The organism is Caulobacter sp. AVps18 (assembly GCF_058681425.1).
Window position 1 is genome coordinate 1,767,604 of sequence record NZ_CM178737.1, and the last position, 12,550, is coordinate 1,780,153.

8 protein-coding genes are annotated in these 12,550 nt (G+C 67.3%); 4 read left to right on the forward strand and 4 right to left on the reverse strand.

All coding sequences use genetic code 11. The features are described 5' to 3' along the window. Positions 1-58: 58 nt before the first annotated feature. On the reverse strand, positions 59-979 hold the full coding sequence (locus ACW179_RS08315) for a glutaminase (protein WP_492063825.1): 921 nt from the start codon (positions 977-979) through the stop codon (positions 59-61). A gap of 19 nt (positions 980-998) precedes the next feature. Continuing rightward, entirely contained in the window at positions 999-2,162 is a 1,164-nt protein-coding gene (dapE, locus tag ACW179_RS08320) for a succinyl-diaminopimelate desuccinylase (RefSeq protein WP_492063826.1), read from the reverse strand. A gap of 64 nt (positions 2,163-2,226) precedes the next feature. Between dapE and ACW179_RS08325 the strand changes: the two genes are divergently transcribed. Next, positions 2,227-2,706, forward strand: coding sequence for a cupin domain-containing protein (locus ACW179_RS08325; RefSeq protein WP_492063827.1), 480 nt, complete (start codon positions 2,227-2,229; stop codon positions 2,704-2,706). Between the two features lie 6 nt (positions 2,707-2,712). Here the strand turns inward: ACW179_RS08325 and ACW179_RS08330 are convergent, their stop codons facing one another. Then, a complete protein-coding gene (locus tag ACW179_RS08330; RefSeq protein ID WP_492063828.1) occupies positions 2,713-4,188 on the reverse strand; it encodes a M20 family peptidase in 1,476 nt (491 codons plus the stop codon). Positions 4,189-4,343: 155 nt separating this feature from the next. Further along, positions 4,344-5,543, reverse strand: coding sequence for a class I SAM-dependent DNA methyltransferase (locus ACW179_RS08335; RefSeq protein WP_492063829.1), 1,200 nt, complete (start codon positions 5,541-5,543; stop codon positions 4,344-4,346). A gap of 216 nt (positions 5,544-5,759) precedes the next feature. On the opposite strand from ACW179_RS08335, the gene ACW179_RS08340 reads away from it, so the two are divergent. From ACW179_RS08340 to galA, 3 genes are all read left to right on the forward strand, one after another. Continuing rightward, positions 5,760-7,112, forward strand: a complete 1,353-nt coding sequence (locus tag ACW179_RS08340; RefSeq protein ID WP_492063830.1) for a glycoside hydrolase family 53 protein — start codon at positions 5,760-5,762, stop codon at positions 7,110-7,112. 214 nt (positions 7,113-7,326) lie between these two features. Beyond that, positions 7,327-9,957, forward strand: a complete 2,631-nt coding sequence (locus tag ACW179_RS08345) for a TonB-dependent receptor (protein ID WP_492063831.1) — start codon at positions 7,327-7,329, stop codon at positions 9,955-9,957. A gap of 89 nt (positions 9,958-10,046) precedes the next feature. Then, positions 10,047-12,545, forward strand: a complete 2,499-nt coding sequence (gene galA / locus ACW179_RS08350) for a beta-galactosidase GalA (RefSeq protein WP_492063832.1) — start codon at positions 10,047-10,049, stop codon at positions 12,543-12,545. The last annotated feature ends 5 nt before the right edge of the window (positions 12,546-12,550 follow it).

The following is a 12,550-nucleotide window of genomic DNA, read 5'->3' on the forward strand; positions in this document are numbered from 1 at the left end:
GGCCCCGGGAACAAGTCCCGGGGTGACGATAGGTTGAGGGGCCGGAGGCCTCTGTCGCCTAAAGCACCGAGCAGTTGGTCAGCTGGGCGAAGGCTTCCAGCGCCGCCGCCCCGACCACCGAGGTGCCGAAGCGGTCCAGTTCGGGCGACCAGACCGTGACGACGGCCTTGCCGGGCACGACGGCGACGATGCCGCCGCCGACCCCGCTCTTGGCCGGCAGGCCGACCCGGTAGGCGAAGCTGCCGACGCTGTCATAGATCCCGCAGGTCAGCAGCAGGGCGTTCAGCCGCCGGGTCAGCCGCTCGGGAAAAATCGTTTCCTGGATGATCGGCGAAAAGCCGCCGGCCGCCAGCGGCAGCATGGCGCGGGCCAGCTGACGACAGCTCATGGACAGGGCGCACTGGCGGCAATAGGCGGCGACCACGGCCTCGGCATCGTGGGTGATCGTGCCCTTGCCGCGCATCAGATTGGCGATGGCGCGGTTCTGGTGGGCGGTGGCCAGTTCCGAAGCCGCTACAGCCTCGTCGATCACCACCGCCTCGCCGGCCAGAAAGCCGGCGAAGCCGCGCACCAGGGCGGCGGGGTCCTTCACCGTGTCCAGCAACTGATCGGTGATCGACAGGGCCCCGGCATTGATGAAGGGGTTGCGGGGCACACCGCCTTCGGCTTCCAGCTGCGACAGGTAATTGAAGGGCGTGCCCGAGGGCTCCTTGCCGACCCGGGTCCAGACCTCGTCGCCGAAGCGGTTCAGGGCCAGGCCCAGGGCGAAGACCTTGGTGATGCTCTGGACCGAGAAGCCCTCGTCGGCGTCGCCGATCACGTGCTCTTCGCCGTCAAGCGTGCGCACCGCCATGCCGAACTTGTGGCCCGGCACATCGGCCAGCTGCGGGATGTAGTCGGCGGGACGGCCCTTGCCGAAGTGCGGCCTCACCAGCACGGCCACCTCGGCCAGCACCTGATCGATCGAGAAGTCGTCCATCGCCAGGGCTCCGTACGGCCTAAGCGGCGAAGGCCGCGAAATAGCGCCGGATCAGCGCCTCATAGGCCCGGGTCAGGTCGCGGACCTCCTGCACCGGAACCCGCTCGTCCACCTGGTGCATGGTCGAGCCGACCAGGCCAAACTCCACCACCGGGCACAGGCTGCGGATGAAGCGGGCGTCGCTGGTGCCGCCGGTGGTCGATAGCTCCGGCGCGCGGCCAGTGGCCTCCTCGACGGCGGCGGCGATCACCTCGGTGAAGGGGCCGGGCTCGGTCAGGAACGCCTCGCCGCTGATCTTGCACAGCACATCGGCCTTGCCGTCGAAGCCTTCAGCGGCCGCCGCGCACTCGCCGTCGATCCAGGCGGCCAGGTCCTTGCCCCTGTGGGCCGGGTTGAAGCGGATATTGACCCGCGCCCGCGCCGTCGCCGGGATGACGTTGGTGGCAGTGTTGCCCACATCGATGGTGGTGACTTCCAGGTTGGACGGCTGGAAGCCCGTATAGCCGTCATCCAGCACCCGGCCCTGCAGGCGGCTGAGGATGTCGACCAGCACCGGGATCGGATTGGCGGCGCGGTGCGGATAGGCCACATGACCCTGCCGGCCCTCGACCGTGATCCAGGCATTGATGCTGCCGCGCCGGCCGATCTTGACCATGTCGCCAAACACGCTGGCCGAGGTGGGCTCGCCGACGATGCAGTGGTCGATGATCTCGCCTTCAGCCGCCAGGGCCTCGACCACCTTGACGGTGCCGTCCTCGGCCACGCCCTCCTCGTCGCCGGTGATCAGGAAGCTGATCGAGCCGGGGGGGTGCGGCAGGGCCGAGACGGCGGACACGAAGGCGGCGATGGCGCTCTTCATGTCGACCGCGCCCCGGCCATAGAGCACGCCGTCCTTGATCTCCGCCTCGAACGGCCCCTGCGTCCAGGCCGCATCGTCGCCCACCGGCACCACATCGGTATGGCCGGCGAAGCACAGGTTGGGGCGGGCCGTTCCGCGCCGGGCATAGAGGTTCTCGATCTCGCCGAATTTCATGCGCCGGCAGTCAAAGCCGAGGGACTCCAGCTGGCGCTGCAGGATGTCCATGGCTCCGGCATCGGCGGGCGTCACGGACGGCCTGCGGATCAGGGCCTGGGCGAGGTCGATGGGGTCGATGCTGACGGAAGCGGGCGCGGGGCTGGTCATGATGCTGGCTTTAAGCTTCCCTCCGGCCTGACGCAAACCACGCAAGCCTGTTCCAAGGTTGACCATGCCCAAGATCGACATCGACGCCGCGCCCACCCGTTTCGGCACGGCCTATCCGGCTCCGTTCGATGTGCCGTGTCAGGGGCGGCAGCGCTGGAAGCTGGGGGATGCGGCGGGGCTGACCCAGTTCGGGGTCAATCTGATGCGCCTGCCGCCCGGCCAGTGGACCAGCCAGCGCCATTGGCACACGGCCGAGGACGAGTTCACCTGGGTGCTCGAAGGCGAGGTCGTGCTGGTCGAAGATGAGGGCGAAACGATCCTGCGGGCCGGCGACTGCGCGGGCTTCAAGGCCGGGGTCGCCAACGGCCACCACATCCAGAACCGTTCCGACACGGTGGCCGTGCTGCTGGAGATGGGCTCGCGAAACCCCGCCGAGGACGGCTGCGACTATCCCGACATCGACCTGATCCTGCGCGAAGGCGAAGAGACCTACCGGCATCGCGACGGAACGCCCTACGACGTTGAGGGCGGCCGCAAGCGCTGAGGTGGCCTACTTCGCGGCCGCTGTCTCGATCAGGCGCTGATAGAACCGCACCATGCGCTCCACATTGGCGACGGTGATGTGCTCGTCGGTGCCGTGGATCATCTTGGTGTCGTTGACCGACAGACGCAGGGGCTGAAAGCGGTAGACGTCGGTCGCCACCGGGGCGAGATAGCGGCTGTCGGTGCCGGCGGTGACCAGGCCCGGCACGACCGGCGCCTGGCTTTCGACGGCGGCGAGACCTGCCAGCGTCTTCCAGGCGTCGGAGTCGGTCGAAGACACCCGAGACGGCTCGTCGGGGGTCTTGGTCCAGGACAGCTCCACCGGAAGGTCGCCCACCGCAGCCTTGGCCTGGGCCATCACCTTGGCCGAGCTGTCGCCGGGGGCGATGCGATAATTGATCCAGGCGGTGGCGTCCTGCGGCAGGACGTTTTCCTTGGGCGAGCCCTTCAGCATGGTGGGGGCGATGGTCGTGTGCAGCATGGCCGCCCCGGCCGGGGTCTTGGCGGTGACCTTGATCAGCAACGGCGAGAACAGCCAGGTGTTGGCGGCGGCCACCTTGACCGCCGGCGAGGCGTGCGGAGCCAGGGCCTTCAGCATGTCGGCCCCGGGGCCGCTGAACTTCATCGGGAAGGGCTTGTCTGAAATGGCCAGCACGGCGCGCGACAGGGTGGCCACGCCCGTCTGGGGCGGCGGGGCCGAGCTGTGTCCGCCCACAGCCGGGGCCACGACCTTCAGGGTCGCATAGCCCTTTTCGGCGGTGCCGATGATGGCGGTGGGCTTGCCGGTGACGGGATGGTCCTCGACCACGACCATGCCCTCGTCGAGCACGAACTGGGCCTTCACGCCCCGCGCCTTCAGCAGGTCGGCCGCCGCGCGCGCGCCGATGCCGCGCACCTCCTCGTCATGGCCGCTGACGATGATGACCGTGCGAGTCGGCTTGAAGCCGCCGGCCGCCACGCTTTCCAGCGCCTCGAACAGGGTGACCAACGAGCCCTTGTCGTCGATGGAGCCCCGACCCCAGACGGCCCCGTCGGCGACGACCCCGTCGAACGGCGGATGGGTCCAGTCCGCTTCGCTGCCGGGCGTGACCGGCACCACATCCTGGTGGGCCATCAGCACGATGGGGGCCAGGGCGGGGTTCGAACCGGTCCAGGTGTAGACCAGGGTGTGGCCGGCAATCACCTCGCGGGTCATGGCCGCATGGGCGGCGGGATAGGTCGTCTGCATCCAGGCGTGCAGCCTGTCCCATTCGGCGGGCTGGTCGTCGGCCCGGTCCTGATGGCTGATGGTCTGGAAGCGGACGGCCTGGGCCAGATTGGCCGTGGCCCGGTTCACATCGACCGGACGGGCCGAGGCCAGACTGACGCTGGCCGGATCGACGACAGCGGGGGCCTTGAAGGTGGCGGTCCGCACCGCGACCACGCCGCCCAGCACGACCACCACGCCGCCGGCCGCCAGGGCCGCCTTGCTCAAGAATCCCATGACGCCACTCCCCCAAACAGGTGTTGGGCGCGACTGTGCGGCGGACCGCGAGCCTTGCCAATGGGGTCCTGCGTGTCAGGCCGCGTAGCCGAGGTCTGCGATGGCCCCCTCCCGCGCGCCGCCGACGGGGTGGGGCGGTGGTGTCGCTCTGCGGATCAGGCGTTGCGCCGGAAAAGGTGCAGTGATCCGTCGATGACCGCCCGGCCCTCCTGACGCAGGGCGATCGTCTGGTGGTCCAGCAGCGCAAATCCTGGCTGCGCCACCTGTGTCACATAGCTATGGGCATGGGCGAAGCGACCGGAGCTGCGGAAGATCCAGCCTTCGGCGGCAAGTTCGGTGCTCAGGGCCAGCAAGCCGCCGGGACGTAGGGCGCGATGGGCCGTGCGGAAGAGTTCGGTCAGGTCGCCCAGATAGATGACGACATCGGCCGCGAACACCAGATCGAAGGCGTCAGGATTTTCATCGAGAAAGGCCGTGGCGTCTGCCTGCACCAGCCGGTCATAGCCGCCGCGCGCCCGGGCCTTGTCCAGCATGCCTTGCGAGAGATCCACGCCGGTCAGTCGGCCGCCGAACCGCGCCAGGGGCGGGGCGGCCAGACCGGTGCCGCATCCCAGATCGAGGATTTCGGCAAACCTGTCGGCGTGGGCCGCCACCATCGCGGCCATCGTCTCGGGCGCGTTATAGTTCAGGCTCTCGACCAGTTGCTGGTCGAAGCTGTCGGCATAGCGGTCGAAATGCGCCTGGACATAGCTGGCCGGCGCCCTGTCGACCGCTTCGCCGCTTACGGCCTTTTGAAGATAGGCCTGGACGGGGTCTTCAGGATTGCGCGCCAGCCGCCACGCGCCCACGGCGGCTGCGGCCTGCTCATGGCCAAAGACGCCCAGCACGGCGAAAGCCTCGCGGGCGATGGCGTCCAGGTCTTCGGCCTCGTCGCCGGCCAGGTCCAGATACTGGGCCATGGCCGTCTCGACCGAGCCGTCGATCAGGGTGGCCAGGGCGCGCGCCCGGGCGTGGGTCAGCCGGGCGTTCGTGCTGGGCGCCTCCAGCGCGGCGGCGACCTCGAAGACCCCTGCGGCGGCGGCGAATTCTCCGCTCATATAGAGGGCCTGAGCCAGGCAGCCATGCCAGATCGCCGGTGCCTGCGGCGTCGCGGCCGCCTGGCGCAGGGCCGTCACGGCGGCGGGGAAGTCGCGCAGGGCCATGCAACTCAGGCCCAGGCCAAGCATGGCCTCGGGCTGGTCGGGGTCCAGGGCGAGAGCCTGGGTGAAGGCCTCTCGAGCCTGCTCATGGCGGCCCTCGTTGCTGGCCAGCACCGCCTGCTGAAGCCGTTCGTCGGCGCTGGTCTGGTCGGCCACGGATCCCCCCGGCGGCGCCTGCGCGGCGCGATGACTTGCGGGCGACAGCCTATCGCGCGCTGGTCCTGGGGGGCAATTGTTTCAGCTCGACCCGCGTGGCTCTGCCGACCGTCTTGCGACCGCCACGCAGAATTAGGCTTGATTTATAATATCAATGAGATGATTTTGCCGGCCAGTTCATCGACCCGGAAACGCGGGCACGGCGGGGAAAACGACATGCAAGGCAAGCGTCATTTCACGATCATCGGCCTGGCCTCGACCCTGCTGCTGGCCGGAGCGGCCCAGGCCCAGACGCCGCCGACCTATCTGGGCATCGACATCTCTTACGCCAACGAGATGGACGACTGCGGCGCGGTCTACAAGTCGGGCGGCCAGCAGGTCGACCAGTACGCGTTCTTCAAGTCGGCCGGCTCGAACGTGGCGCGGATCCGTCTGTGGAACAATCCGGACTGGACCAACTATTCCAACCTCGCCGATGTGAAAAAGAGCATCGCCCGGGCCCGCAAGGCCGGCATGCAGGTGCTGCTGGACTTCCACTATTCCGACGACTGGGCCGACGGCGAAAAGCAGCTGGCCCCCAAGGCCTGGGCCAAGCTCTCGACGGATGATCAGGCCAAGGCGCTGTACGCCTTTACCCGCGACACCCTGGCAGAACTGGATCGCGAAGGCCTGATGCCCGAGCTGGTGCAGGTGGGCAACGAGACCAACGGCGAGATCGTCTCGACCCTGGCCAAGGCCAAGGAACCGATCAACTGGACGCGAAACGCCCTGCTGTTCAATGCGGGGATCAAGGCCGTGCGCGACGCCGGCGCGACCTCAAGGATCAAGCCCCGGGTGATGCTGCACATCGCCCAGCCCGAATATGTCGAGCCCTGGTTCGCGGCGGCCGCCAAGGCCGGGGTCACCGATTTCGACATGATCGGGATCAGCTATTACAGCAAGTGGTCCAAGCGCACGATGGCGCAGCTGGGCCAGACCATCAACCGCATGCGTCACCTGTACGGCGCTGACATCGTGGTGGTCGAGACGGCCTATCCGTTCACCAATGAGGGCGCTGACAGCGCGCCCAATCTGTTGGGACAGGATTCGCTGATCGCCGGCTATCCGGCCACGCCCGCCGGCCAGAAGAAGTACCTGACCGACCTGACCCAGCTTGTCTTCGCCAATGGCGGCGTCGGCGTCGTCTATTGGGAGCCGGCGTGGCTGGCGACGAAATGCAAGACCCGCTGGGGCACCGGCTCGAACTGGGAAAACGCCGCACTGTTCGACTTCAAGGGCGAGGCCCTGGAAGGCGTCCAGTGGCTGACCACGCCCTATGTCCACCCCGTCGAGGTGACCTTCAAGGTCGCCGCCGGGGGCGAGCCCGCGCGCTTCATCGACGGTGACTTCCTGGGCGGGGTGGGGCCTTTGCCCATGCTGCGCGAGGGCGACAGCTGGACCCTGCGCACCCGCCTGATGCCCGGCACTCCGGTGACCGTCGCTACAGCTTTCACGGCCGAAACGGTCGCTGATGCGCCGGCCTTGAGCGCTTCCATCGGCAAGGGTCCCAGCGTGATTCCACTGAACTGAGGACAGCTCGCTTGTCATATGTGATTGATATGATAAATAGCAGTCCAGCGCGGGTGCCAGCCCGACGCTGAAGCGCCCGACAGAGGCGCAGCGCACCCTTCGGCGTGGTCTTCCGCGCCTCACTAATCCAGCGGGTGTCGCGCTGGCCCTTCAGCAAAAACCACAAAGCAGCCGCGTCCGAAGAGTCGCCGCGCATCCGTACTTGGGGGAATCCATGACTCGTCATTCCATTCTGCTCGCCGCCGCCAGCGGCCTTACCCTGATCGCCGCAACCGGCGCTCACGCCCAGACCGCGCCGGCTGCCGACTCGGCCCAGGTCGAGGAAGTCGTCGTCGTCGGCGTGCGCAAGAGCCTGCGCGACGCCCTGGCCGTGAAGCAGGGTTCCGACAAGGTGGTCGAGGCCATCTCTGCCAAGGACATCGGCGTTCTGCCCGATGTGACCATCGCCGAGTCCATCGCCCGCCTGCCGGGCGTCAACGCCACCCGCGACAGGGGCAATGACAGCCAGGCCGTCGTGCGCGGCCTGGGCGCGCGCCTGGTGCTGGGCACCATCAACAACCGCGAAGTCGCCTCGACGGAACCGGACCGCAATGTGCGCTGGGAGATCTATCCCTCGGAAGTCGTTTCGGGCGTGCAGGTCTACAAGTCGCAATCGGCCGACCTGATCGCCGGCGGCGTGGCCGCCAGCATCAATATCTCGACCATCGACCCCCTGGACTACAAGGGGCCCAGCTTCGTGGGCCGCGCCGGCCCGGTCTATTATGACGGCGGCGAGGACATCCCCAACTATGACCGCGTCGGCTATCGCGCCAGCGGTTCGTTGGTGCACAAGTTCAATGATGACCTGGCCATCGTCATCGGCCTGACCGGCCAGCAGCAGAAGAACGGCTATCCGTCGTTCACGGGCTGGGGCTACAACGACCATCTGGCCCGCCCGCCGGCCGGTGCCAGCGATTTCACCGGCGATCTGAACGGCGACGGCAAGCTGGACGCTACCCCCTGGGGCGCGCAGCTGTCGGTCAGCCGCATCGACCAGAAGCGCACGGGCCTGTCGACCGGCCTGCAATGGAAGCCCACCGACCGCTTCGAGCTGAAGGGCGACATGCTCTACTCGAAGATCAAGATCGACGAGCGTCAGGACCAGACCGTCTGGGGCCGCAACAACTGGGGCAACTGGAACAACGGCAACTGGGGCGACTACAACGGCACGGGCGCGTCCTACACCATCGTCGATGGTTCGGTCGTTGCCGCGACCATTCCCTGGAGTTCGGTGACGACGGTGCTGTCGCACTATACCGAAGACAAGGAACTGCTGGTCGGCGGCCTGAACGGCAAGTGGACGGCTGACCTCTGGACTGTCACTGGCGACGTCTCCTACTCCAAGGCCGAGCGTAGCAACACCTGGAAGGCCGTGCGCGTCGAGGCCTATCCCAGCTCGACCCGCTTCGACACCCGCGCTGGCAAGACCCCGACCATCACCACCAGCCAGGCCTCTTCGACCCTGGCCCAGTTCGCCAACCAGTGGGGCTCGCACGACGGTCCCGAGCACCTGAATGACGAACTGAAGGCTGCGGCCTTCGATGTGGGTCGCGATCTGGGTGAAGGCGCGCTCAAGAGCCTCAAGTTCGGTGGCCGGATCTCGGACCGCACCAAGGACCACGACCGCTTCAGCTTCTCGACCGCCCCGAGCGGTGCGACGGTGCCGGGCAATCTGTTCACCAGCTACACGGTGTCCAGCGTCAACGCGCCGGCCGTGCTGACGGGTGACTTCGACAAGATCGCCGCCATCGCCTATGGCGCCAACGCCTTCAAGGCGTCTAACGCCACCGAAGAACTGGCCCAGCGCTGGAGCGTCAACGAGAAGGTCGCTGAAGGCTACGCCATGGTGAACTTCGCCTCGGACGGCCTGGCGGGTTCGTGGATGAGCGGCAATTTCGGTGTCCGCGTGGTCCACACCAAGACCAGCAGCGACGGCTATCAGCAGGCCACGGGCTCAAGCCCCCTGGCGGCCGTGACGGTCGAAAACGACTATACCGACGTCCTGCCCAGCGCGAACGTGAAGTTCGACTTCGACGAAGGCCGCATCATTCGTCTGGGCCTGGCCCAGGTGGTGGCACGTCCGCCGCTCGACGAGCTGCGCGCCAGCCGCACCCTGACCAGCTGGGCACCCTTCACGGGCAGCGCCGGTAACCCGAAACTGGACCCCTTCAAGGCCATCCAGTTCGACGCGACCGCTGAGTGGTACTTCCGTCCCGAAGCCCTGATCGCCGCGTCCTACTATTACAAGGACGTCGACTCCTACATCGGCTGGAAGCAGAGCCCGGTGGCGTTTGGCGGCACCACCTATGCCGTTTCCAGCCCGACCAATGGCGGCTCGGGCTATATCCAGGGCGTCGAACTGGCCTTCCAGACGCCGTTCTTCTTCGCGCCGGGCATCCTCAGCAAGTTCGGGATCTATTCGAACTACGCCTATGTCGACTCCGACCTGAAGGAGTTCTCGCCGGCCAACAACCCGCTCGACATGACGGGTCTGGCCAAGCACACGGCGACGCTGGACCTGTGGTACTCCAACGGTCCGGTGGAAGCCCGCCTGGGCTACAAGTACCACAGCCCAATGACCGTGATTTACGGCTGGAGCGGCGCAGACCTGCAGACCCTGGAGACCGAGAAGACCCTCGACTTCAGCTCGTCCTGGCAGATCAACGAGACCATCGGCGTGCGCTTCCAGGTCAACAACCTGACCAATGAGGCCCTGCGCATGTACCGCGACAACAAGCCAGACCGCATCGGCCGCTACGACGTCTATGGCCGTCGCTACCTGATGGACGTGACGGTGAAGTTCTAGTCCTTCATTCCTTCCCGAAGATCCCTGTGCCGGGGAGGGGGCCCGCGTGGTCTCCTCCCCTTTTTTTTGATGTCGTGAGAGGCTTCCCCATGGTCGAGATCAATCGTCGTCAGGCCCTGGCCGCCACGGCCGGCGTCGCCGCCCTGGCCCATGCGCCGTCAGCCCTGGCTCAGCCTGCATCCGTGGCCGTGATCGACCTGGCCCCGCGCGAGCGCCTCTCTCTGGATTTCGACTGGAAGTTCAAGCTGGGCCACGCCCAGGACCCGGCCCGGGACTTCGGCTTCGGTGCCAATCAGCGCACCTTTGCCAAGGCTGGGGCCACTTCCGCCAACTGGCGTGTCGCCGATGCCGCCCAGGCTGATTTCAATGATAGCGCCTGGGCGCCGGTCACCCTGCCGCACGACTGGGCCGTCGAACTGCCGTTCGTGAACAACCCCGACTACAAGCCCAGCGGCAAGCCCGACGACGAGGACCTGCGCGCCGCCCACGGTTACAAGCCGCTGGGCCGCGAGTTCCCCGACACCAGCGTCGGCTGGTATCGCAAGACCTTTGCCTTGCCGGCTGCCGACGCCGGCAAGCGCCTGTCCATCGCGTTCGACGGGGCCTTCCGCGACACGACGGTGATGGTCAACGGCTATATCCTCGAGCGCGAGGACAGCGGCTATAGCCCCTTCCGCGTCGACATCACCGACATCGCCAATGTCGGCGGCGACAACATCCTGGCCGTCCGCGTCGATGCCAGCCTGGGCGAGGGCTGGTTCTATGAGGGGGCGGGCCTCTATCGTCACGTCTGGCTGGTCAAGACCGCGCCGGTCCATGTGCCCCAGTGGGGCGTCTTCGTCCGCGCCCGGACCGACGGCACGGTCGAGATCGACACTGATCTGGTCAATGAGGGCGCCGCGCCGGCTGCGTTTGAACTGAGTCACACAGTGCTGGACGCGGCGGGCAAGCCTGTCCTGGCCGTGGCGCCGGCCACGGGTCGCCTGCCGGCCTGGCAGCGCCAGAGCCTGTCCCAGACCGTGACCCTGGCCGCGCCGGTCCTGTGGTCGCTGGAAAACCCGCACCTTTATAGCCTCGTCACCGAGGTGAAGGTCGGCGGGGCGGTGGTTGACCGGTTCGTCACGCGGTTTGGCGTGCGGGCGGTACGGTTCGATCCGGACCTGGGCTTTTTCCTCAATGACAAGCCGGTCAAGCTGAAGGGCAGCTGCAACCACCAGGACCATGCCGGGGTCGGCGCGGCCATTCCCGACGCCTTGCAGGTCTGGCGGCTGGAGCAGCTGAAGGCCATGGGCTGCAACGCCTATCGCGCCTCGCACAATCCGCCGACGGTCGAGCTGCTTGAGGCCTGCGACCGGTTGGGCATGGTCGTGATCGACGAGACCCGGCGGATGTCCAGCGACCCGACCTCGATGGACGAGCTGGAACGGCTGGTGCGCCGCGACCGCAACCACCCCTCGGTAATCCTCTGGTCGATCGGCAACGAGGAGCCCCAGCAGGGCACGGCGCGCGGTGCCCGCGTCGCCAACACCATGAAGCGGCTGGTCAATCGCCTGGACCCTACGCGCGGGGTCACCGCCGCCCTCGACTCCGGCTTCGGCGAAGGCATCACTGAGGCGCTGGATGTCATCGGCTTCAACTATCGCCACGAGAAGATGGACGACTTCCACGCCCGCTTCCCCAAGCTGCCGATCATCGGCAGCGAGAGCGGCAGCGTGGTGACCACGCGCGGCGAATATGCTCGCGATGAGGCCAGGAGCTATGTCCCGGCCTATGACACCGATCACCCCTGGTGGGCGACCACGGCCGAGAAGTGGTGGAGCCACGCGGCTGACCGCCCCTGGATGGCCGGCGGCTTCATCTGGACGGGCTTTGACTATCGCGGCGAACCCACACCGTTCAACCGCTGGCCCAGCATCAGCTCGCACTTCGGCGCGCTCGACACCTGCGGCTTCCCGAAGGACAACTACTATTACTACCGCGCCTGGTGGCGGTCAGAGCCGCTGCTGCACCTGCTGCCGCACTGGAACTGGGAAGGCCGCGAGGGCCAGCCGATCAGCGTCTGGGCCCACAGCAACTGCGACAAGGTCGAGCTCTTCCTGAACGGCAAGAGCCAGGGCGTTCGGGCGGTGGTGCGCAATCATCACGTCGAGTGGTCGGTGCCCTATGCGCCGGGTGTGATCGAGGCCCATGGCTTCAAAAACGGCAAGGTCATCCTGCGGGCGCGGCGCGAAACCGCCGGTCCCGCCGCCGCCCTGCGCCTGACTGCCGCGCGCCCGGAGCTGAAAGCCGACGGCCAGGACGTGGCGATCCTCAAGGTCGAGGTTCTGGACGCCAAGGGCCGCCCGGTTCCGCGCGCCGACAGCCTCATTTCGTTCGAGGTCGCCGGACCGGGACAGGTGATCGGCGTCGGCAATGGCAACCCCACCAGCCACGAGTCCGACGTCGCCAGCCAGCGCAAGGCCTTCAACGGTCTGGCCCAGGCCATTGTCCGCACCCGTCGCGGCCAGGCCGGCGAGCTGCGGATCACCGCCGCCGCGCCGGGCCTGAAGGCGTCGAGCGTGGTGCTGCGGGCGGAGCCGCAGGGCTAGAGGGG